The sequence below is a fragment of the Paenibacillus sp. NFR01 genome (assembly GCF_900111565.1).
Classification (GTDB): Bacteria; Bacillota; Bacilli; order Paenibacillales; family Paenibacillaceae; genus Paenibacillus_AQ.
Window position 1 is genome coordinate 1 of the sequence record NZ_FOIK01000012.1, and the last position, 21,831, is coordinate 21,831.

The following is a 21,831-nucleotide window of genomic DNA, read 5'->3' on the forward strand; positions in this document are numbered from 1 at the left end:
TCCTCATTATTTAGATTGGTAATGCGCGGCCACTGCGTCGGTCAGCGAGATATTCTGTCCGGCCGGAGCGCCGCCTTGTTGCCCGCCAGCTGCTCCGAATTTGAAGCCGCCTTGTTGTCCTCCCTGTCCACCCTGCACGCCAGCTGCACCGCCCTGGCCGCCACCCGCTCCTTCTGGCTTGAAAAGGTACGCGTCCGAAGCCTTCAGCGCTGTCAGCTGTTCGTCAAGTCCTACGAGCTTGCCGTCATCGGTCATGACCAGCTTCGTCTTATCAAGCAGCCCGGTAACGACCTTCTCATTGTGGACTTTGCCGGCAAGGCCCGCGGTAATGGCGTTGTCGAGTTTGATCTGCTTCAGGGTCTCTTCATACTGCGTTTTGGCGGTATTGTTGTCCGTTTGCAGCTGTGTAATCTGCCTCTTCAGATCCTCCGACAGTCCGGCGGTCTTGCTTAAATCTTCAATTTGTTTGTCCCGATCGGAGACATCCTTCTCCGCTTGCTTTTTTGCCGCAGCGACGTCGTTATATTGCTGTTTCGGCACAAAATGATTCGGCAGCTCCTTGTTGACGTCACCGATCATTGCGTCGATTTGCGCCTCCGATAATCCCGCTGCCTTCAAAAGCTCTTTCAACCATTCCATTTATCATCAGCCTCCATAGATTTTTATAGCTGCTCTCCAGCTAAGGGAGCGGCCGTGATGCTCCGGCCAACGAGCAAATAGGGCTCCCGCAGTCTCAACCGGAGCCCAAGAAAAAAGCACCCTCGCATTTGCGTGAGTGCTTATTACACGATGATCTGAATTTGATTCGCTTGTTCTTCGGTGATCTCTTCGTATTCCAGATCCTCACCGATAAAAATACGGCATTGCTCGGGATCAGGCTGCCATCCCTGCGCAGCGACATCATAGCGCTCAAAGCTGCCTCCGATATACCTATACAGGCGCGATGCCGTATTCCCGTTAAGTCCGTAAGCAAAATAAAAATCTTCTGGCATGGTCGCACCTCCTATTTGATCTTGTCGATATCCTTCGGCGGTTTCAAGTCTGCTGATAGAGTAAACATTTCCTTTGTCAGCTCAGCCCGGCGCTCCGGTGATGTGCTATCCAACCGGTACTCTTCGTAAATCTCATGCATCCGGCCATTTTTAAGAGCAAAACTTTCAGGTGTATGGAATTGCAGCTCAAACTTTTGGCCATCTGGACTCACGAAGATAGCGTTAACCCCTCTGTACGGATTTCGCTTATCGCCCCATGTATTTTTCAGCTTATGGCGTGTGTACCCTTTTTCCGTCATCGATTTTACAGCCGTTTCATATCTCTCCACCAAACTGTCCCCTTCAGCTTGGTACGTGTAACGAATGACGTCATTGGTATTTGCCAGCGTATCATTGATGATCGCCATGTCTCGACTGTTCTTGCTATCCGAGTTGACCTTTCGCAGATACGACTCTCTGCTTTTGAGTCGGAAATCGAGTCCAACCAAGTCCATTCCAGTTGTCTCAGAAATGCTTTGAAGGTCTCTCGTGATTTGAGGCTCAAGCTTGATGACCTGTTCATATGCGCTCAGCTTACGATAGTCGCCTTTCAACTGCTTCCAGCCTTCAAGATTAGTATACTTCATACGTTGGAAGTCTTCTATAGAGCCCGGACCTCGTTCACCTAAAATGCGTTGATACCGTTCGAATTGTTTGGTATCACTTTTAATGTTCTGCACAGCCTCCGGACGTTCACCCGGGAGAACTCTCTCTCGGCTTCTCATTCGACGCAATTGATCGTGCTCAGCAAGGTGTTTGCGAAGAACGCCCTGCCACTCTTGAACCTTGGCAGCCGCTGCAGCTTGATTGGCAGGATCTACGCTGCCAATTTCACGACGCTTATACCGGCGGATCTGCCGCTCCATATACCGCTGCCGCTGCTCGGCCTTGTAGTTGGCGCGGGCGCTGCTTTCATCTACCGGGTCAGGTAGTGCGCTGATACCGGGAAAATAGGTGCTCATGTTGTGCCGGCAGTGCGGATGAAACAGGCCGCTTGCCATCGCTTTACTGAGCAGCGTGAGGCCAGGATAATCGCTTGCCTTGCCGCCACTATACACATCATCGATATACGGCTTGCCCTGCCAAGGCAGGCAGAGATCCGAACAGTTATTATGCGCAGATACAAGCACCGTGTGGATGCCCCACTCCTCCCGGCGTGCGCCTTCGCCGGCAAATACTGCTCGCTGCGACGCGGTGCGCAGCGCCATCTCTGCATACGTGGCGATATTGACCTGGCGGCCGTTCTTGTATGTGATGCAGTCGATGCCCTTGTCCAGGAAGTCGCGGGTGGCCATGTCGATCGCTTGGCCAAGAGACAAGGCGCCACTGTTCAGGTAGACCCCCGACTTGAAGATTGTCTGCCGGTACACGTCGTCCATTTGCCGCAGCATGGCGGCGCGCCCCTGGCGCAGATCAGACGTAACAGCATCGATCAGAGCGTTCACCCGGTGCTGGTTGATTCGGAAGAAACTCTCGTCCGAATCGTCCACGTGGGTAATCGGTACGGTCAGCTCCCCGCGGCTGAACAGGTGCTTGACCTGGTTCCAGAGCCGCCGGATCGTACTGTCCACCTGTAGCGCCCCGTCCTCGAAGGATCCGCGCAGCATTGCCTTGATCGCTCGGTCGACTTTCGGGCTGTACCCGGCGACGACGGACCGGTTTTGCTTTCGATAGGCGGCCAGGGCTTGGAGCTTCCTCCGCTGCCATTGCTCCCACTCAAAGCCTTCTCGGGCCTCCTCCGCCTCATGACGGGCGAGATTGCGCTGCATACTGGCGATCAGGTCAATCTCCATCTGCCGGAAGATCTGCGTGATGTCATAGGGCTTCATGCGTCATCCTCGCCCGGTGGGGCGTCTCGATTGATCCCCTCTTCATCAGATATCATGCCGGCTTCCTCCGCTTTAATCCGGGCAACTTCTTCTTTCTTTTCATCGTTCGTCCACGTATCTCCGTACATTTCCTCGATGGCCCGCTCGATGCTCATAACCTTAAACGTCCGCGCCTTGCCAACCGTCTCCACGACAGCATCAAATGAGGGACTGGCATACTCTCCGAACTTTACGCTGACTTCATACTCGCCAGCTGATCGTCCATGAAGCAGGTCATACACCTGCAGCGCCCGCTCTACCAGCTGCGGGATGACTTCGTTCAGCCGGTCTACGATCTTTCCACGGGTAAATAATGTTGCTTTTTCCTTTTCTCGCTGGGCTTCGGCGTTATCGGTCTTTTTTAGATCGATGCCCAAGGTTGCCGGCGACATAATCCCCTGCAAACACATGTCCAAAGCTGACGCATAAGATCCTAAATATGCTTCGTATTGTATCTGAGCTTGGATAGATTGGATTTGTCCTTTAGCATCTTCCGCCAAAACTGTCTGCAGTTTGATAAATCTATTATCAAATGAATTTGGTTGCATTAACTCACCAGTTTGAGGATTTCGGGGAACCATATCTTCCGGAATATAATCTTTGACTCGGCCTGCCCGGATCGCATCCCACCACTGGCTGACCGCTTCGTCCAAAGCGTCAAAGTTATCTCCTTTCCCATCAAACAGACTCTTCCCACGGCCTGGCCATGTCGAGGATTTGAAAATGCGGAGCGGGACCGCCAACAAGAATTCTCCGTCATATTCAATGTCTTGATACTCCGCCAGCTCCGCAACGGTTGTCAGCGGAACGGGAGTGCCTTTTTCATCAACGAGTTGGTAACGGATATAGCCTGGCCCATAAGTCTCAATCAGCCGATACGACTTTTCTTTGACACTGTACCAGCTGCTGAAGATGATTTCTTGTAGCCGGCCCCGCAACCGTTTATACTCGACCCCGTCACCAGCGATAAATTCAATCAGCGGGTAATCGCTGACATCCTTATCGAAGCAGAGCTTAAAGGCACCATCGCCCTCTACCAGCGCCTTCACGATAGAATCCGGCAGCAGGTCCGAAAAATCGTTGTCATTAGCGATTTCGGCCCATAAGGCTGTTCGCTCGTCTGTATCAAGATTGATACTATCCAGGTCCGCGACGACAATATCGGCCAATCGGTCGACCATAAGCGCCGGTAGTCCGCTATGCATTTTACGAATAGTCATCCCTAGAGATGGGGTTGCAGCCCAGAATCGGGTCTTGCCTGTGGTGTCGCCTGCACTGGACATCTGATGATAAAACTGGTCCAGCTCAGACGGATCCCCACGATACCAAAGCCTATTCCTGAGTACAGACGCACCGTAACTGTACGGCTCGCGGATCGTTATGAACTGCGACTCCTGAGCCGGCACGATGTTTAACATTCTTGCAATCATATTCTTCACCCCCTGCCACACACCCATAAGTTTACCCCCCTAACAGGAACATCGTTTCGGCCACGCCTGTCGTGGCGTCCGGCGCGTCATCATGTGCGTTTTTGCCTTCCCGCTGATAGCTCGTCATGGCCTTGTAATACTCCGGCCAGCGGTCCCGCCAGTTGACCGGGAAGTAGATGTGTTGCATGACCCAGGTCGAGTTACTGACAATGCGGGCCGTCTTATTCTTGCTCTGATGAAACCAGCTCACGTCGGTCCGGTTGCTCTTCAGCTCCGTTTCCAGGATCCGCTTGATATTCCGCGCGAATGCCCGGCCGCCGTTGTTGGATTCGATCCGAGCCTTATTTACCCGAAACGCAAAAAGAGCCTGCGCGGTCGCGGGCTCCGTGATCTCCATCGGTTGCTTGGTATATATGACATCCAGGACGTACGCTTCTTTTTGGTATACGCCCCAGATGATATTGCACAGGTAATCGTCGCCCTCGTCGGCGCTGTCGCAGTACGAATAGATTCCGGTGAACAGTGGTTCGCCGTGAGCATCCTCCGGCAGCTGCGTGTACGTCTTGAAGCTGCTATACAGCTTGCCCTTGATGTCGATCGGGATCTGCTGATAGTTGGCCGAGGCGATATCCTCGCCCATGGCTCGCACCTTCATGTTGTAGCTGTCCCTGCTCAGGATCTCCTCGCAGAGCATCGTCTCGTCGTCCTGCAGCGCCTTCATGGTCAGATGCCGGACACGCTTCTTCTCGGCTTTGAAATGCTCCAGTGCCCGGCCAGCAAGGTCTCCGGTCGCCCAGCGGGTCATGATGATAATGATCTTGCCGCCTTCCTCCAAACGGGAAAGCATCGTATTCGTAAACCAGTCCCATTGCTTTTCCAACGTGTTGGCGTTATTGGCTTCCTCGGCATTTTTAATCAGGTCATCGATCATGAGGATCGTAGCCCCGAAGCCGGTGGCCGTACCGGTCGGAGACGTCGCCAGGTAGTTGTTATAGCCGCCCTCCAGGCTCCACAGGTTCATGGCGCTATCGCCGCGCTTGATCCGCGTGGCAGGAAAGATATCGCTGTACACGATGCGGTCTCTGTCAGCCTTCAGCGTGTTTATCCCATCCCGGACAGCCTTACTGAAGGTCGTTGATAGCGTCTCGTTATACGAACCGGCCATGACCTTCTCGCTTCGGTTCTTGCCGAGAACCCACTGGGCAAACATCGAGGCGGTGCGGCTTTTACCGTGCCGCGGCGGCTCGTTGATAATCAGGATATCGTCGCTGCTCTCGTAAAAATCCTGCATTTCGTTGCATAGCTCCGTCAGAAACTGCCGATCAGGCTTATAGAAGTCCGGCGCCATCGTCCGGCAGAACGTCCAAAACTCCCGGCGGGCCAGCTCAATCCGGGCGCCGCGGATGATCGTCGCTTTATCCACTGTCGATCAGCTTCCTCAGCTCATCCACCGTCAAGCCGGCGAATGGATTATTCACCTCGACGCTGCCGCTGTGCTCGACGTCCTGCTTGTCCCGCCAGACGTCCGGGCGTCGGTTTTTAAGCCAGAAGATCTGCGCCGTCGTGTCGCCCTGGACTTCTTTGGTGACGCGTTTGGTTTCGACCATCGCGTTCTTCAGCTCGCCAGTCTCCTCGTCTTCGATCGTACCCGGCTCGCGGGTAACCTCGTCGTATTTGTATCCAAGCGCCCGTTTCAGTAGCGCATTCTCGACGGCTCGATCCACGACTTCCTTGCCACTTTTTAGGGCCTGCGAAATCTGCGGAAACCGCTCTTTCCACTCGTATAGCGTCCGGACGCCAATCCCGAGATTACCGGCAATCTGCTCGTCGGTCAGGCCATCTCGCGCCCAGCCTTCCAGGCGAAGCAGCCCTTCAGGCGTTAGCCATTCATGAAATTTTCCTTTTGCCATTCAGGCGGCCTCCTTTCAGATTTTTGTTTACTGAAACTTGTTATTCGTCCTCACGTAAATTTATATAATCCTGGTATCCCTCCAAAAAATTCTATTAAGCGAGGCTAAACGATGCTGTACTATCTAATTCTCTTTTTATTTATTGCTCTTATTATTTGTGTTGCTTCAGTGGTTTATGGAGAAATCAAGAAATATCAGTGGCTTAATAAGTATCTTAATAAGCCATATAAAGTCTATAAAAAAAACAACAGCTTCTTTCTTGATGCAGATTTGCAACAATATGGAGTGTCGGTCGATTCCCAGTTAGCCGTGAAATATTACGAGAGTTTTAGTCCGAAGATTCTTGAGAAAATTCTTTTAACCATCCGTCTAAAATCAAAAAATGAAATTGCAAACAAAAGCTTTTTATCGCTTTTAACAGCAGGTATTATGCCTCTCATTTCTCTCTTATTGGCAGTAATAGCTCTATTCTCCAATTCTTTATCTTCAGATCATGTTTTTTTGATCGTCGCGACTTTAATGGCTATGCTGGTTCCTGCCATATTAATAATAGGTTTAAATTACTTTTCTGATCATTTCATTTCGACCATTACTGAAAAACATATACTTGCTATTGAAGAAGCACTAAAAGTAAAAGAGCGCACTAGAAGTCGTAGTAGAAGACGATAGACGCAAAAAGAGCCGCCCATAGACGACTCAATGTTAATACTATGATTTCAGGACTTCTAGTTGATCCACAAGATTCTCAATCTTCTTATCCATTCCATTTTTTAATTGATTGTAATTGGATTCAGTAATGCTATCCCAAAAAGCCTGTGTCTGTCTCTCGAAAGTCTCCGAGTCTCTATATATTAATTTGTAAGCTGCTTCGTAGATCGGACTGGCCAGAAGATTAATCTCTGTAGAATTCAACGTTGCGGTACGAGTAGCTTCCTGTAGATTTACTAAATGACCATAAATCCTTCGGATAAGAAATATCTCATCACCTGAAAGGCGCTCGTATAATAAATCTACATGTTTGGAGTAATCAGCAGAAAAGTCAAAATAAAAGCCAACAATTTTGTGATCGTTTTTCCGGTAAAACAATAAGGCCTTAAGGAGTGTATGAATGTCAGAATAAATAATTCGAGCACTAATTTTGACTTTCAGTTCCTGTTTTGCAGCCTCTGATTCTTTTATTCTTTTTATTTGGTAACGGGCAGCGAATATACCTCCGGAAATCGAAGCTGCAGCCCCAATCAGAACTCCTATAAATTCCTTACTCAGAAGACTGTAGGCCATAACAGAATCCGTCCCTTCAAATATCTACCAATAGGGAAATTCTATTATTTTTCAGAAAAAAAGTCTACAAAAAAGCCCTCCAAAATGGAGGACTCGTTGATAGACAGACTTATAGCACTGTAGGTTGTACGACACGACGTACGACAGTACGTACGTCAAAATCACAAAAATTCCGAAGAAATCTTTTCCTTAGCCCGATCAATATACTGCTGAACAGACCGCTTTGACACTCCCAGCTTATCCGAAATCGCTATCAGCGTCAAGCCTTGCGCCATGTGAAGCAGAAAACACGTTCGCTCCCTGTCGCTCAGCGCCAGCAGCGCCTCAACCATCCGTAGCCGCTCAGCGTCCGTCATCTTCACTCCAGCAAGTTGCACGCAGACTGCGCGCTGCCGGTATACGTCTGTCCGTTCAATCCCTCGCCGGCTCCCGGGGCGCCGGCCGCGCCGCATCCATGTCAGCGCATACCGCATGTCCGCCAGCATGCCGGATACGGTCTCCGCTTCCTCTGCAGCCGCGGGCGACTTGGTATCCAGGCTTGCCCGGTAGCGCTCCAGGACGTGCGTTTCGGCCGAATATTGCTTGATCAAATCCTCAATCCATGTGACCCCCATGATGTCAGCTCCCTTCAGGCAATGCCCTCCGTCGATAAAATTTGCACAATCCGGCGCGCCCGCGTCAGCTCGGCGATCGCAGAATCCAGCAGGTGCGTTTCGCTCGGTTCCAGTACGGTAGCCGTCACGGGTGCGCTCTCCGCCACCTCCCGCTCCAGCTCTGTGATCTGCGCTAGCAGGACCTCCTCCGTATCCCGCCATTCGCTCTGGGCGATCAACAGCTCCTGATTCTCCGCCGTCAGCCGTTCGATTTCGATGGCAAGGGCGTCACGCTCTGCTTTAAACTGTCCGCGCTGCATTTGCGCAGTTGTCAAAGCGCCTTTAGCCTCTGAAAGACGCTCTTGCAATTCATCACGTTCTTGGTATGCCGCCATGAGTTCTTGCTCCACCGAATCTCGGCTGGCAACCATTTCTTTGAATGCAGCCTGTCGATTTTCAAGTTCAGCGGTTAAGCGCTCGATCTCTCGCTCCGCCTTATCCAGCAGCGACACATCAGGAGCCGTTTGCGGCAGGGTGTGCTTCTCACGAAGCAGCGGCTGATCTCCGCCGGGCTCAAGTAACGCCCGGGCTTTATCAGCATTAATTCCCTTCAGATCCCATTTTTTCACCCAGAACGCCAGAGTATTGAACTTCATGCCCCATGCCTTTTCTACACTGGCCACAGTTTCTCCAGAGGCGATTTGCTCGATAAATACCTGTTTCGTCAGTCCACAGCTCGGCCCTTCTTTTTCCATACGTTGTCCGGTCATATTTTGTTCCTCCATTTCGATTTCTAGTTTAATCGCTCGTCGCGGCCTCACGGTAAGCTGCTGGCCCAGTTCGGCAAGCTGAATACCGATTGGACATTTAGAACAATGTTTCGTGATGAAAGAGGTGTTGCCGCCGTATTCCCGGTTGTATTCTCTTTTGGCTTGGCAATTATTACAGTGAGTTTCCAGCAGATCATCGATCTTGCGAACCACCTCAACCCGTTCCAAAGTCATTATGACTTCCGCGGCAGCCAGTCCGCGGCCTCCGTCTCATCGATCGTTACTGTACCCATGCCATCCCAACTCTCGCGGATCTCCCGCGCCTTGGCCGCAACGAACGCTGCCTGCTTGGGCTGCAGGCAGATCGCCATAGCCTCCTGATAATGCTGCTCAGCCTTGAAATAAGCCTGACTGTGCATGGCATTCATCCAGGCCCAAAAACGATCATTACTCATTGACTTCACGTATTGGAATGCTCGTCGTCGGTCGGTCTCATTCATGATTTCGCCGCCTCTCCCACAGGTTCCGTCCCACGCAACACCCGCAGCGTCCGCGGTGAATTAGGATCTTTGCTCAGATAACCCAGCTCACAAAGCACATCGATCCGTTTCTGTACGGTTGCGGACGACGATAACCCAAGCTTGTAGCCCAATTGCCGTACACTTGGAGAGTATCCATTTGCCGCCGTAAACTCCTCTATGGCCTTCAATGTATCAAGCCGCTTTTTGGTAAGCCTCGCTTTCACAGTCATTTCCCCTTTCACGTAAGATCACGTACCTACAAATTCCTCCAGCCATTCGACCAGCATCTCCATCTGCTTGACGGCCAGACGGTGGTCGTTATATTTCCAGCAGATCGCTGCGGTGGAACCGGCAACCCACTCCCAGAAGGCCGCACTCTGCATGCCGTGCCGCGCCGCCGCTTCGTTGGCCTGCCTGATCCACGCCTGGACATCCGCGAAGAACGCTCCGTAATCCATGGCCTACAGCTCCTCGATCCGGATATAGATGCCCGGCAGCTTTGCCCAGAACTTCTCCACGATCTCGGAAGCCACCAGGGCGTCGTCACGCCAGTAGCCGCAGTCCGTCATGCAATCCTTCAGCAGCTTCTGCAAATTATCCGTGTCGGGCTTGGTCGCCTTCCACTCCCCGTCCTCATGCTTGCCCTTGATCGGGAAGCACCACTTTACCAGCAGCCGGACAGGTCCGGTATATTTCTGCACTGGCACATAATGCCCGAGGTGCGCCATCAACTTTGCCCGCGCCGCCTTCAGCTCGTCAGGCTCGTAAAATACCGGTTTACCGTTGACCACGGATACCTGCTTTTGCTGGTGCGTAATCGTGGGCGGTTTTTTCATCGGCATAAAAAATTCCGTCGGCATGTTGTCACCTTCCATATTCTTACTTCACGTCTTTCGCGCGGAGATAAATGTAGGGGAGGGGGAGTGGCGCTTGCGTCACGCCACTCCCTATCCTTATATATTTATATATAAGAGTCCCCGCTTCCCGGCGGCGTCTACCATGACGTACCGAATCCCCGCCGTTAATCCGCCGCAAAGCAATAATCATAAAAACGTATATGCGCCGTGCGGCGACTAACATAAATTTAAAGGTGTCCGCCGCCGAGCGGTGAATTTTAGCGGCGGCATTATTCATGGTCTTCGCCGGACTTTTTCACAACGGTATTACCGTTGTTCTTGTCAATCATGTAGCCAAACTTTGCAATCCAGTCCCGCATTGTTCGCTCTGCAACCGTCTTACCAGTAGTCGAAAACCATTCCGTTAGGTCTTTGACTGTAGGTGGTTCGCCCATGTTGCAATTAGCCACGGCGTCCTCAAACTCTTCCGCCTTGCTCCGGCGTTGCTGCCCGGCCTTCTCCTTCCGCTTGCCGGTCGCCTTCTTCCATGGCGGCGACGCTTCTCCTTCAGGCTCAATATCCTTCAGGCTGCCGACCTCATCCACACGATGCACCGGATACGCGAACCACATGTTAACCGGTTCAAACTTGGCGTATTCGCGGAGCGTGCCTTCCACACGCCAGGCGGACCGGCCGCGGACGGCCTTCAGCGCCTGCTTGATTTCCTCGGCGGCGGCTGCCTGCTCCGTGTTGTAGATCGCCCGGCGCGCGTGATCTTCCATCTGCTTCGCGCTGAGCAGGTCGTCCTGGGATACCGACTGTTCTAGATACTGCGGATTGTGCTGGGCCATGTACCGGTGGTACACCGCACAAATAGCCTTGTTCTCTTCCTGCTTCAGGAGCGATTCCGTGATCTCCAGCTCCACGAGGTCAATCAGCGCGTCCGGATCGCGGGCGAATACGCCTGATCCCGAGGCCCGGTCCATAGACTTCTTGCCGCCCTGCGCGCCCTTGGAATGGTGATGGCAGTAGATGACGCTGGCGCCCAGCTCCGTCGCAATCTTGTCGAACTGGTTCGTAAAGTGGGCCATCTGATCGGCGCTGTTTTCGTCGCCGGTCAAGACCTTGTAAATTGGATCGATGATGACAGCAATATAATTCTTCTTTGCCGCGCGCCGGATCAACTTCGGCGCCAGCTTATCCATCGGCACGGACTTGCCCCGCAGGTTCCAGATATCGATATTGCTGATATTCCGCGGCGGCATGCCGAGTGCAGTGTACACGTCCTTGAAGCGATGCAAGCAGCTCGCCCGGTCCAGCTCCAGGTTGACATATAGGACCTTGCCCTTCGAACAGACCCAGGACAGCCACTTGATCCCCTCAGCGATCGCGATGCTCAGCTCAATCAAGGCGAAGCTCTTACCGGCTTTCGACGGCCCGGCAATCAGCATCTTATGCCCCTGACGGAGCACACCATGGATCAGTGGCGGCGCCAGGACGGGCATGTTGTCCCAGAAGTCCGTCAGGCTCTCCGGATCCGGCAGATCGTCGTTGACGCCCTCAATCCATTCGTGCCACTCGGCCCAATTTGCCTTGCCGAGGTTGGTATCCACGATAAACTGCTTTTTGCCTTTCCGCTCGACGCCCGGCATCCGGGACAACCGGGAAGGATTTCGGTTTTGCTTATCGATGTTCAGGCCGTTCCGCTTGCACACCTCATACAGATAATCAACGCGCTTCCGGTATTCGTCATAATTAGCCGCCTCAACCCGGACAATGGCGTGCAGGCTCTTGCCGCCGCTGTACACCATGACGGCGATCGGCAGCTCCAGCTCCCGCATAATGGCGTTCTGCTTTTCGACGTCCATCGTGTCGCTTTCCACCAGGGCATATCTGAATTCCGTCACATTCTCGTTTTTGACACCACGACCGTCGAGTGGATTAAACCGGATCCATGCGCCTGCCTCAGGCTTGTAATCGCCGAGCACCGATCCGACGTCTCCGCCGCATTGATTCAGGAGCTGAATCAGCTCGCCGGCGGTCCGGTCGGAAGCCCCCTTCGTGGGAAGCCATTTCCCTTCATCGTCTTGCCAAGCCTCCGTCACGTAGCCGACGTTCTCCGCCGGTTCAAATAATGCGCTCAAATACGTTGTTAGCTGCTGAACGGGATTCCAGATGGCCGGTTCATGGATCTCCTTGCCTTCGATCCAGTTGCGATCGATGACCACGTAATCTCCGGGGCTGCCGGCTATTTCATCTTCCCAGCCGAGCTCATGGTGATCCTCCCGGTCGTAAGCGGACCGCGGCACCCAGCCATTATCCTTGGCGAGCTGCGTGATCGTCGCGCCGGTCACCGGGTTGCCGGATCCCTCGAAGGTGGTCCACTTCTTGAAGCACTCCCCGGGATGGTACCGGCCTCCGTCCCGCCGGCTCCATTCGTCCCAATCGCTGGCCGTGTAGCCTTCGTATTTCAGGGCCATGCCGACGTTGACCCATTCCTGGTAATTCAGGAATGCCGGGTCTACGTGTTCCAGTAAGGCCATGAGGTTCGCCTTGTACTCCATGATGTCCTACTCCCATCTGTATTCCTTCGGATTAATGTCTCTCGGCGTTTGCCATCCGTTGGCAGCGATTCGATCGATCAGCTTCCGCGCTGCTTCAAATGGCCATGTTCCAACGTGCTCGAATCCGCGGTTCTCGAGTTGCCGAATTTGCTTGGGCGTTGTCAGTCCTTCTGCCCGACGCTTATCCAGGCGTTCGAGTAGCTTCGAAGCCTTGCCGGCATTATCGATTTGGTCCGGCAGGATTCCAAGCTTTTCGAGCTTGGCTACTTGTGTGTCGGACGGCGGCGCCATCTCCCAGCCAAATGCCGGTACGTATCCAGATAGGTCCTCTGCTTGAATCGACATTTCGAATTGCAATGGATCGACCAGCGCGCGTTTGCGGCGTTTCATTTCATTAAGCATCTTGGCCAGCGCTTCTTCACGCTGCGCAATGACATCCTCTGCTGCCTGCTTCTCAGCAGCTTCCAGGTCCAGCGGCATCCCGGCCTCTTCTATCTGCTTGGTCATGGCTTGTGCGATCTCTTCGCTTTCGGCGATCAGATGCGCAGGGTGACACAATTCGTGCCGCTCCGTGTGCCAGAGAAAATCCAGCAGCAGCAGCTCCTCTTTTCCAGGATGCAGCCGGGTACCACGCCCGACCATCTGGCTATATAAACTGCGGACCTTCGTCGGCCGCAGCACGACGATACAATCCACGCTCGGACAATCCCAGCCTTCCGTCAGCAGCATGCTGTTGCAGAGGACATTGTATTTGCCGGCATCGTAATCCGCCAGCACTACCGCCCGGTCCTGTGACTCGCCATTAACCTCCGCCGCCCGGAATCCGACCCGGTTCAGGATCTCCGTGAATTTTTGACTGGTCTTAACCAGCGGCAGGAAAACGACGATTTTCCGTTCCTTAGCTACCCTCCACATTTCGTCGGCGATAGATTCAAGGTATGGATCCAGCGCAGTACCGAGGTCGCTACTTTTGAAGTCACCGGCCTGCTGTCCGACGGATGACAGGTCCAGCTTCAGTGGGATGGTCATCGCCTTGATGGGGCTTAGATAGCCTGCCTTGATAGCTTTAGGCAGCGTATACTCGTAGGCCAGGCTCTCAAAATAGCTGCCCAGATTTCGCATGTCTCCGCGGTCCGGCGTCGCTGTTACGCCCAGCACATGAGCTCCCTCAAAATACTGCAGCACCCGCTGGTAGCTGTCCGAAATACAGTGATGAGCCTCGTCAATGATAATGGTATCAAAGTGGTCAGCAGCGAACTGCTGCAGACGCTTATCCCGCATCATGGTTTGAATGCTGCCGACGACCACGCGAAACCAGCTGCCGATCGATGTCTGTTCTGCCTTTTCAGTCGCACAGCCGAGCCCGGTGGATTTCGCCAGTTTGTCGGCAGCCTGATCCAGCAGTTCGCCACGGTGGGCCAGGACAAGCACGCGCTCGCCCAGCCTTACCCGGTCCTCAATCACCTTGGAAAATACAATCGTCTTGCCGCAGCCAGTCGGGAGGACCAGGAGCGTCCGCCGGACGCCCCGCCCCCATTCCGCCTGAATCGATTCCCGCGCCTCCTGCTGATAGGGTCTCAGCTCCATGGCATGCACCTAAAACTGTCCATTTGACCAGTTGCCACCTTGAGGCGGCGGAGTGGTCGGGAAAGGCGTTTGATGTTGATAGCCTTGCGGTTGCCCATATTGCTGCTGTGGCTGGGAAGTAGTCGAAGGCTCATCCGCGGGGTAGAAGCTCTTCACCTGGTTGTTCGTCTTATCCTCGCCGTCGCGCCCTTTGAATTTGTTGACCTCCAGCTTCAGGCGGCCGCGGGCGCCGACGACAGCATTCCAGTTCATCCGCAGGGGCTCACCTTTACGTTTCTGGCCAATACCGGCGAAGAAATTGGAGAGTAAGCCTTCCGTTTTGGTATGAAGAAACAGTCTGTGGATAACAACCACGTCCCCATGCTCCGGGGAATGCACCGACAGTTCCAGCTTGGCTTCATTGCAGGCCGGCATCTTGTCGCTACCTGCGAACCGCCCCCGCTCAAATTTAGTGATGGTGAAATTGTAGTCTCCAGCCGGCAGAAGGGTAAATTCTCCCCCGTCCTTCTGGATAGTATCTTCCCAGCCCAATTCTCTTTCCGTATTCTGGTTCATGCTGTTTGCCTCCTAAGATGAATGTATTAGAACGGGACATTGTCCCGGGTCTGTTGAATCATTTCAAAAACCGATGGCCATGCTGCTACCAGAACGCCGGTAACGAAGCCCGGATCGTAATTGGCGATTGGTGTGTCGTAAGGGTAATATCCCTTTTTGCTGACAACGATTTGAATTTCGTCCTCCCGGACCTGGTGCTGTGTCATCAAGTTCCGCAGCGCCGGCGGAATACTCGGGCTAATCCCTGCTGACGTAGCTGGGGCCGGCGAAGCCGCTGGTGTTGATTGCTGCGGATGCTGCGTATCTGGCGCTGCAGTTACCGGTGGCGCTGGTGGTTGTGGTGCCGGAGTGACGGGTGCTGTAGACTGCTGCACAGCAGGAACTGCTCCGTTAAAGATGTGAGCAATTCGGCTATAATCCAATGGTAATTCGTCCGGCAGGCCGTGGCGGTTTTTTGCATCCCATGCTGGGTGATGTGTGGTGTACATGGTACGGGTCCCGCCTTGGGCCTTGTTCTTCTTACCTTCTTTGTCAGCAGCCACTGAGAACGTTTTATAATTGATGAAGAGAACAATGTCTGCCCACTCCTTGACGAGCGGTGCCGTTCGGCTCCCGGTCTTGGCTCCAAGCTTGAGCTGATAACGATCGTAAGCTCCCATTTCGTCGGGCTGCTCGAATTTGATGATCTGAGCATGAGCGCTCAGTACAACATGAATACCAGCTTCGACTACATCACCGAGCAAATTAAGGAAACGCCCGATTTCTTCCGCGACAAAAATATAACCTTTACCGTATCCGAAATCTTCGACGCCGCTCTTGTTATGGGCGGCGCATACACTTTCAACGCAAAGCATTTCAGCCCAGTCGATGGTATCGATAATCAGGGAACCGAAACGGGAAGGCCCTTGCTGCTTGACCCATTGGGCCTGTTGCTTAAGCATTTCCCAGCTTGACGGCTTCGGAAGGCGCTGGACGTTCAGTTGCTTAGTCGAACCCTCTGTATCGATGAAAACAGGATTCGGGAATTGTGCGGCAAGAGACGATTTACCGATTCCCTCCGGTCCATAAATCACGACCTTTTGCGCTGTATGAACAGTACCTGATGTAACTTCAAACATCAAAACTCACCTGCTTTCCATGTTGTCGCCGCCGGCGGGGCCGCCCATGTCTCCCCCGGATCAATTTCACCCGGCTGCGACTGGAGCGTTACACCCTCCTGGCCCGAGACGTAGCCGTCCTCAATGATGATGCTGCACTCTTCGCCGGTGCTGACGCGGGTGGCGATCGCCTGCAGGCCCTCCTGCTCCAGCCAGGCGCCGAACTCACGAAGCGTCTTCAAATCCATCTGCTCCAACTTATCGAGCAGGATAAAGCCGCAGTCCGGCTTCAGCCGGCGGACGATGGCAGTGGCCACCTGCAGCTGCTGTGCGCCACTCATATTGTCCCAACGCTGGCCAAGGTAAAGCAGTTCCCCATTTTCAACAGACAATCCCGGCAGCGGCAGATCCGCGTTCGACAGAAGGTCCGTCTTTTGCTGGCGCACCTCGTTGATCTCGTTCGTCAGCACTTCGTATTGCTGCCGGTATTCTCCGGCATCCGTTTCCGCTTTGTCCTTGTCCAAGTTAGCCCGAACTTTGCGGTTGATCTCATCGATCTGCCGGATGTTGGCCTCGAGCTCGGAGGTCGATTCATCATGCAATTGAAGGGCATCCTTCTGTGCCGCAGCCAGATCGGCGCCGGTCTGGGCGTACTTTGTTTCAGCGTCTACCAGCATCGCCTTCAGCCGTTCCACTTCTTGACCCTGACTCGTATACAGCGCTTGAAACTGCGTCAGCCGCTGCCGCTTGCGTTGGTTCTCACCGTTCCGGGCGAGAATTTCCTGCTGTTGCTGGATTAACTCCGAGGCGGAAACTGGCTCCTTGGGTGCATCCGGAAAGTAAATTTGCTCCTTGGCAAACTTAGCTTTTTGGTCAGCGATCTGGCCAATGGCATGCCGACGGTTGTAAATCTCCTGCTCCTGCTGTTCAAGCTCATGGAGCTGCTGGCCAACGCCGATGATCCGCAGTAGGATGGCCGCCTTCTCTTTGTTCGAAGCGTTGAGGAATTTAGGAAGGTCGATCGCCAACTCCTCCACAAAGCTGTCCAGGAGTTGCTGGCCACCTTTCTGGCCGTTCGGATCGATGACCTTCAGGTCGCTGTTCTTGCCGCGTCTCTCCACGACAAGCCCATTGGACAGCGTCAGGCTCAGGTACGGCGGCACCGCAGATCCTTCGCGCTCCGCCTGCGACGGACGGTACTTATTTCCGCCGAGTGCCCAGGCGATGGCATCCAGGACGCTCGTCTTGCCTTGGCCATTCCGGCCGCCGACGACCGTCAGTCCAGCACTGCTTGGTTCGATCTTTACGGCCTTGACGCGCTTCACGTTTTCAATTTCCAGCTTATTTATTTTGATCACGGATGAACCTCCTCCAGTTGAATATCATCGATTGGCTTGTTGTATGGGCTGCCACATTCCGGACAAGTCGGTTCTGTAATTTCATCGTCCGGGCTCTGCTTCAGAGCATATTGCCGGCCACAGTCTTCGCATTCAAAAACTTCCCATTTCACCGTAACGCCCCCTTACGTTTTTTCCTGCGCGGAGACGGGGCAGGGAGTGTCAAATAGACCTCCCCAATCACCTTCCCGCTATCATCAAGAATGAATTCCCACGGAATATCATTGAAGTATGGATCTGCAGCCACGGCGCCACCTATGGGCATTCCGCAAGCAATACATCTTCGATGCATTGAGTGCAGACGCTGCGATCATTCCAGCGCCGGATCTGCTTGGCCGCTCTTGTGCAGCCGCAGACTTCACAGCGGCAGAACTGGGACAGCGTAATCACTTTGGGCATGCCGAACGCCCCTTTCATATCATCTGAGCTTCCAGAGCTTCGATTTGTGCGCACAGGTCCATTAGCCAGTCCATGTCGCACATTTCATGCGCCAGGAAGGCGAGTTCCTTCAGCCCATCCATTTTGTAGACCAAATCATGATTTTCCCGGAGCAGCTTCAGGATCATCTGCAGTTCGACATTGCCAATAAGCAGATTCCCATTCTGGTCAAGGTTCATATGGACGACTTCGGCCAGCCTGCGGTGGATAGGATGAATGGCCAGCATCAGCGGGTACCCAGCAGTTTGACGGCCTCGGTAGCGCAAGGGCGGCAAATCAGCTTACCCGACAGCTGCTTCAAATCCTCCGTGTTACCGCACAAGACGCAGCCTGGCGTGTATTTGCGGAGGACGATCATTTCACCGTTAACAAAGATTTCGAGTGGATCCAGATTATCAATATTCAAGGTACGGCGGAGCTCCTTCGGGAGAACAACACGACCTAATTCATCGATGCGGCGAACAATTCCAGTAGACTTCATACTTGATTTCTCCTCTCGGCCAGTGCTACACTGACCTTAACTATTATTTTTGAATTGCGATGACCTGACGGCTCCTACCCCGTCGGGTCATTTTCATGTCCGATTGCTTTTTCTACCGTGGCCAACAGATTAAGCAAGTCTTCCGGCGGCATCTGCTCGATCAGGAAGTCCCGAAGTTTCTCAACCTCGTCAATCCTAATCTGCTTCGGCGGAACGTAAACGCCGGACATTGTGCTTTCTGCTTCAAACAAATGGAGCTGCTTCCCCCCAATGACTGGATTATCGATCATCACAGCGACCATGCCCCAGCCGATAGGCTTCGTTACGGGTTCACTCATTTGCTCATCTCACCTCCCCTCATGATTTCAGCTGTTCGATCTCCCCGGCCAGCCAATCCAGCGCAGCCGGTAACACTTCTGGATGACTTTCTACCCGGCCACTTTGCAATTGCCAACGTCTCCGCCGGAGCTGCAGCCGGTACCATAACAGGTCAGCCGCAGGAGCTTGCGGGAATCGGTAGACATTCGGCCATGCCTCCTCCCTCTCCAAGCTGATAAGCGTCTCGCGGATCTCCGTCCGGGCCAGCGCCAGCTTGGTGATCTGGCGGCTGTTACCGGCCAGCAGCTCCTCGGACAAAACCGCTGTCAGCTGGTCAAAGATTTGCTGAAGCTGTTCCTTTACTTCCATGAGCTTACTCCTTTCGGGTATGGATCCATTCGAGCACTTCATGCCAAGCCACCCGCATTTGCCGTTCACCCAGATTGTAAAATGGAAATCCAGGTTTATTCTTCAGCTCGTATGCTTTTCGACGACTGATCTGCAACCGATCCGCCATCTGCGGAATTGTAATCAACTCCTCATTCATAAGAAGCACCCCACTACTTTAGATAATTAAATTATCCAATTTTGACAAATAAAAAAAATAATATTGACCGAGATAATTTAATTATCTATAATCAAAACAGATAATTAAATTATCGCTTTTACACATCAATCTTCTTAAAGTAATCAGGAAACAGCGAATCAGCAGGTTCATCAAAGTAACCTGCGAGGCGGAACATCAAGTCTCTTCCCGGAGTGAATGTTCCATTCTCAATCATGCGCAAATAGACATTAGATATCCCGTTATCTGCGGCGACCTTAGCTTGAGTCCCTTTTTGTTTACGTAGCTGAGTAAATCGCTCGCGTTTATTTCCCATCCAAGGTTTACCTCCTTTCGGTAATTTGATTATACGGATAAAATAATTATCCGTCAAGAGAGGATGGATAATTTATTTTTCGGAGGCGTTGACGTTGGCTATCGGTAAAAAATTGATGGAATTAAGAGAGAAGAAGGGCCTGAGCCAATATGAGGTTGCCGAGCTTCTCGGTATCCAACGAGCTCGTTATAACTCTTGGGAGCAAGATATCGCTAATCCGAGAACCGAAATGCTGAACAAACTCGCAGATTTTTTCGAGGTAGATCCAAACGAATTGTTAGGGCATTCTTCTTCCATTCCTAATTGGGCCAAATCGAAGGATATTCGTGATTTTCGAAAAATGCTTGAAGAAGACGGAGAGCTAATGTTCGACGGCATGCCATTGGATAAAGAGGATCGAGAGAAGATTCTTCGTGTTGCTGAAGCCGTCTTTTGGGATGCGAAGAAAAAGAATAAGCGAAAACCCATCGATGACTAATCAGGGCGGTGTATTTACTTGCAACAGACAGTTAACGGTCTTGTACGAAAATACGGGACCAACGATCCGTTCGAAATCTCTGAACTTCTTAATATTAAGGTATGGTATAAAGATTTAGGCCGAGGCACTCGAGGTATCTACATCAAAAAACTGTGGCGTAAATATATCATCCTTCATGAGGATATCGACGAATATTGGGAACGATTCGTATGCGCTCATGAATTGGGTCATGCCCTTCTGCATAAAGGTATTAATCGTTTCTTTCTGGACGAGCAGTCTTTCTTTAATGCCGGCAAGTTTGAAACACAGGCCAATAGGTTTGCTGTAAAGTTACTCACTGCTTTATCAGAGCCGGATACTGGAGAGACACAAGAACAGTTTCTTCTCCGGTGCTCGGTTCCGACCGAACTACATAAATACTTTAGTTAGTACCTTTGCGCTTTCCAGCCGAAAGGCTGTTTAAATACGCCACTAAACCGAACATACGTTCTGTAAAAGTGCTAAAAAACCAATATAAACCATGAGGAGGCTAATCATGAGAGGCCATGTAAGAAAACGAGGGAACAAGTGGTGCTTTGTGCTTGATGTCGGACGCAATGAACTTACAGGTGAGCGGACGCAAAAGTGGTTCAGCGGCTATGAAAAGAAGGAAGAGGCAGAGCGCGCAATGATCGCCACGATTAAAGATCTGAATGACGGTACCTATGTAGAAGATACCGGTGAATCGTTCGGAGAATTTATGGAGAATTGGCTGCTTAATAAAAAGAATCAGGTCCGCCCTGGTTCGTGGAAGTCTTACTCCTGGTTGGTCAACACACACTTGATTCCCCATCTCGGCAAAATCCAGCTTTCTAAACTGAAGCCGATCCACCTCAACAATCTGTATAATCAAAAGTTGCTGCCCATTATATCTGCCAACTCCATCAAGAAACTGCATGGTCTTGTGAAGGCCGCCCTCGACGAAGGCATGGGTTGGGGCATCGTCGCTCGAAACGTAGCCGTTGCCGTCACACCACCACGGGTGAAGAAGGTGAAATTCGAAGTTTGGGACGAGGATCAACTAGGTACATTTTTAGAAGCAGCGAAACATAACCGATTCTATATTGCTTTTGAACTCGCTGCATCAACAGGTATGCGCGTCGGAGAAATCCTCGGCTTACGTTGGCGCGACGTGGACTTAGAGAGAAAAACTATTTCGGTCCGGCAAGCTTTCACAAAAGCTGAAAAAGGCCATGACTTTCATGAGCCTAAAACGTCAAGCGGAGAGCGGTCTATTGCTCTGTTTCTGGATACTGTTGAGGCCTTGACCTTTCATTTTGAAGATCAGATCGTAGAGAAAGAAAAACAGGACGACCACTACTTCGATCATGGTCTCGTCGTACAAACCCATATCGGAACACCGGTTAACCCGCGAAATCTCGCCAGAGCCTATTATGCTATATTGAATAGCCTTGATTTACCCCGCATTCGTTTTCATGATCTGCGTCACACTCACGCGACAATCCTGCTGAAACGGGGAGTGCATCCGAAAATTGTTCAGGAGAGGCTTGGGCATTCTTCAATCCAGATTACTCTCGATACCTATTCGCATGTACTGCCTGGTCTTCAAGAGGCCGCATTGCTCACGTTAGGAGGGTCAATTCTTGGAAAAAACGACACTTCAACAGACTAAAGGTTTGCAGTCCGTTTGCAGAAAAAAAAGACGCGACCTCCGCACCACCGGAGAACCGCGCCACTATCGTGTTTTAAGGATGCTGGTGAAGGGAATTGAACCCCCGGCCTACGCATTACGAGT

The 21,831-nt window shown here is 52.3% G+C and carries 30 protein-coding genes; 4 read left to right on the forward strand and 26 right to left on the reverse strand.

What is annotated here, in order from left to right:
- Positions 1–6: 6 nt before the first annotated feature.
- The 6 genes from BMW84_RS24100 to BMW84_RS24125 all read right to left on the reverse strand — a co-directional run bounded on the left by BMW84_RS24100 (position 7) and on the right by BMW84_RS24125 (position 6,239).
- A complete protein-coding gene (locus tag BMW84_RS24100; protein ID WP_091072994.1) occupies positions 7–639 on the reverse strand; it encodes a phage scaffolding protein in 633 nt (210 codons plus the stop codon).
- Positions 640–782: 143 nt separating this feature from the next.
- The gene (locus BMW84_RS24105) at positions 783–992 is read right to left on the reverse strand and encodes a hypothetical protein (RefSeq protein WP_091072996.1); all 210 of its coding nucleotides are present in this window, start codon (positions 990–992) and stop codon (positions 783–785) included.
- An 11-nt stretch (positions 993–1,003) separates the two neighbouring features.
- Positions 1,004–2,860, reverse strand: a complete 1,857-nt coding sequence (locus BMW84_RS24110; RefSeq protein ID WP_091072997.1) for a phage minor capsid protein — start codon at positions 2,858–2,860, stop codon at positions 1,004–1,006.
- Complete coding sequence (locus BMW84_RS24115) at positions 2,857–4,356, reverse strand: capsid protein (RefSeq protein ID WP_091072999.1); 1,500 nt, start codon at positions 4,354–4,356, stop codon at positions 2,857–2,859. Before BMW84_RS24115 ends, BMW84_RS24110 begins: the two co-directional genes overlap by 4 nt.
- A 4-nt stretch (positions 4,357–4,360) precedes the next feature.
- Entirely contained in the window at positions 4,361–5,752 is a 1,392-nt protein-coding gene (gene terL / locus BMW84_RS24120) for a phage terminase large subunit (RefSeq protein WP_091073001.1), read from the reverse strand.
- Positions 5,745–6,239 (reverse strand): helix-turn-helix domain-containing protein, encoded by a 495-nt coding sequence (locus tag BMW84_RS24125; RefSeq protein WP_091073002.1) that lies wholly within the window; start codon positions 6,237–6,239, stop codon positions 5,745–5,747. Before BMW84_RS24125 ends, terL begins: the two co-directional genes overlap by 8 nt.
- 111 nt (positions 6,240–6,350) lie before the next feature.
- Between BMW84_RS24125 and BMW84_RS24130 the strand changes: the two genes are divergently transcribed.
- On the forward strand, positions 6,351–6,908 hold the full coding sequence (locus BMW84_RS24130; RefSeq protein ID WP_091073004.1) for a hypothetical protein: 558 nt from the start codon (positions 6,351–6,353) through the stop codon (positions 6,906–6,908).
- 39 nt (positions 6,909–6,947) lie between these two features.
- Here BMW84_RS24130 and BMW84_RS24135 read toward each other — a convergent pair whose 3' ends face one another.
- From BMW84_RS24135 to BMW84_RS24220, 20 genes are all read right to left on the reverse strand, one after another.
- Positions 6,948–7,520: a hypothetical protein gene (locus BMW84_RS24135; protein WP_091073006.1), complete on the reverse strand. Its 573-nt coding sequence runs from the start codon at positions 7,518–7,520 to the stop codon at positions 6,948–6,950.
- 161 nt (positions 7,521–7,681) lie between these two features.
- Positions 7,682–8,134: a sigma factor-like helix-turn-helix DNA-binding protein gene (locus BMW84_RS24140; RefSeq protein ID WP_175499031.1), complete on the reverse strand. Its 453-nt coding sequence runs from the start codon at positions 8,132–8,134 to the stop codon at positions 7,682–7,684.
- 14 nt (positions 8,135–8,148) lie between these two features.
- The gene (locus tag BMW84_RS24145) at positions 8,149–9,117 is read right to left on the reverse strand and encodes a zinc-finger domain-containing protein (protein ID WP_091073009.1); all 969 of its coding nucleotides are present in this window, start codon (positions 9,115–9,117) and stop codon (positions 8,149–8,151) included.
- Complete coding sequence (locus tag BMW84_RS24150) at positions 9,117–9,338, reverse strand: hypothetical protein (RefSeq protein ID WP_139209683.1); 222 nt, start codon at positions 9,336–9,338, stop codon at positions 9,117–9,119. Before BMW84_RS24150 ends, BMW84_RS24145 begins: the two co-directional genes overlap by 1 nt.
- A gap of 41 nt (positions 9,339–9,379) precedes the next feature.
- Complete coding sequence (locus BMW84_RS25225) at positions 9,380–9,634, reverse strand: LexA family protein (RefSeq protein ID WP_139209684.1); 255 nt, start codon at positions 9,632–9,634, stop codon at positions 9,380–9,382.
- An 18-nt stretch (positions 9,635–9,652) separates the two neighbouring features.
- On the reverse strand, positions 9,653–9,862 hold the full coding sequence (locus BMW84_RS24160; protein WP_091073014.1) for a hypothetical protein: 210 nt from the start codon (positions 9,860–9,862) through the stop codon (positions 9,653–9,655).
- A gap of 3 nt (positions 9,863–9,865) precedes the next feature.
- A complete protein-coding gene (locus tag BMW84_RS24165) occupies positions 9,866–10,264 on the reverse strand; it encodes a RusA family crossover junction endodeoxyribonuclease (protein WP_091073015.1) in 399 nt (132 codons plus the stop codon).
- 266 nt (positions 10,265–10,530) lie between these two features.
- Positions 10,531–12,804, reverse strand: a complete 2,274-nt coding sequence (locus BMW84_RS24175) for an AAA family ATPase (protein ID WP_091073019.1) — start codon at positions 12,802–12,804, stop codon at positions 10,531–10,533.
- Positions 12,805–12,810: 6 nt separating this feature from the next.
- Positions 12,811–14,391: a DEAD/DEAH box helicase gene (locus tag BMW84_RS24180; RefSeq protein ID WP_091073037.1), complete on the reverse strand. Its 1,581-nt coding sequence runs from the start codon at positions 14,389–14,391 to the stop codon at positions 12,811–12,813.
- Between the two features lie 9 nt (positions 14,392–14,400).
- Positions 14,401–14,946: a hypothetical protein gene (locus BMW84_RS24185; RefSeq protein ID WP_091073021.1), complete on the reverse strand. Its 546-nt coding sequence runs from the start codon at positions 14,944–14,946 to the stop codon at positions 14,401–14,403.
- Between the two features lie 26 nt (positions 14,947–14,972).
- The gene (locus BMW84_RS24190) at positions 14,973–16,064 is read right to left on the reverse strand and encodes an ATP-binding protein (protein ID WP_091073023.1); all 1,092 of its coding nucleotides are present in this window, start codon (positions 16,062–16,064) and stop codon (positions 14,973–14,975) included.
- Positions 16,064–17,401: an AAA family ATPase gene (locus tag BMW84_RS24195; protein ID WP_091073025.1), complete on the reverse strand. Its 1,338-nt coding sequence runs from the start codon at positions 17,399–17,401 to the stop codon at positions 16,064–16,066. The genes BMW84_RS24190 and BMW84_RS24195 overlap by 1 nt, the downstream gene beginning before the upstream one ends.
- Positions 17,398–17,553, reverse strand: a complete 156-nt coding sequence (locus BMW84_RS24890; RefSeq protein ID WP_175499035.1) for an FmdB family zinc ribbon protein — start codon at positions 17,551–17,553, stop codon at positions 17,398–17,400. Before BMW84_RS24890 ends, BMW84_RS24195 begins: the two co-directional genes overlap by 4 nt.
- 142 nt (positions 17,554–17,695) lie before the next feature.
- Positions 17,696–17,839: a hypothetical protein gene (locus BMW84_RS24895; protein WP_175499036.1), complete on the reverse strand. Its 144-nt coding sequence runs from the start codon at positions 17,837–17,839 to the stop codon at positions 17,696–17,698.
- Between the two features lie 14 nt (positions 17,840–17,853).
- Positions 17,854–18,105 (reverse strand): DUF7667 family protein, encoded by a 252-nt coding sequence (locus BMW84_RS24200; protein WP_091073026.1) that lies wholly within the window; start codon positions 18,103–18,105, stop codon positions 17,854–17,856.
- Positions 18,105–18,359, reverse strand: coding sequence for an AbrB/MazE/SpoVT family DNA-binding domain-containing protein (locus BMW84_RS24205; RefSeq protein ID WP_091073028.1), 255 nt, complete (start codon positions 18,357–18,359; stop codon positions 18,105–18,107). Before BMW84_RS24205 ends, BMW84_RS24200 begins: the two co-directional genes overlap by 1 nt.
- Before the next feature lie 74 nt (positions 18,360–18,433).
- Positions 18,434–18,697, reverse strand: coding sequence for a hypothetical protein (locus tag BMW84_RS24210; RefSeq protein WP_091073030.1), 264 nt, complete (start codon positions 18,695–18,697; stop codon positions 18,434–18,436).
- 19 nt (positions 18,698–18,716) lie between these two features.
- A complete protein-coding gene (locus tag BMW84_RS24215; RefSeq protein ID WP_091073032.1) occupies positions 18,717–19,046 on the reverse strand; it encodes a hypothetical protein in 330 nt (109 codons plus the stop codon).
- A gap of 4 nt (positions 19,047–19,050) precedes the next feature.
- A complete protein-coding gene (locus BMW84_RS24600; protein WP_139209685.1) occupies positions 19,051–19,224 on the reverse strand; it encodes a helix-turn-helix transcriptional regulator in 174 nt (57 codons plus the stop codon).
- A 118-nt stretch (positions 19,225–19,342) separates the two neighbouring features.
- On the reverse strand, positions 19,343–19,558 hold the full coding sequence (locus BMW84_RS24220) for a helix-turn-helix domain-containing protein (RefSeq protein ID WP_091073033.1): 216 nt from the start codon (positions 19,556–19,558) through the stop codon (positions 19,343–19,345).
- Positions 19,559–19,652: 94 nt separating this feature from the next.
- On the opposite strand from BMW84_RS24220, the gene BMW84_RS24225 reads away from it, so the two are divergent.
- From BMW84_RS24225 to BMW84_RS24235, 3 genes are all read left to right on the forward strand, one after another.
- Positions 19,653–20,036, forward strand: a complete 384-nt coding sequence (locus BMW84_RS24225) for a helix-turn-helix domain-containing protein (RefSeq protein ID WP_254773135.1) — start codon at positions 19,653–19,655, stop codon at positions 20,034–20,036.
- Between the two features lie 18 nt (positions 20,037–20,054).
- Positions 20,055–20,465: an ImmA/IrrE family metallo-endopeptidase gene (locus BMW84_RS24230; RefSeq protein WP_091073035.1), complete on the forward strand. Its 411-nt coding sequence runs from the start codon at positions 20,055–20,057 to the stop codon at positions 20,463–20,465.
- Positions 20,466–20,571: 106 nt separating this feature from the next.
- The gene (locus tag BMW84_RS24235; RefSeq protein WP_091073036.1) at positions 20,572–21,708 is read left to right on the forward strand and encodes a site-specific integrase; all 1,137 of its coding nucleotides are present in this window, start codon (positions 20,572–20,574) and stop codon (positions 21,706–21,708) included.
- Positions 21,709–21,831: the final 123 nt, after the last annotated feature.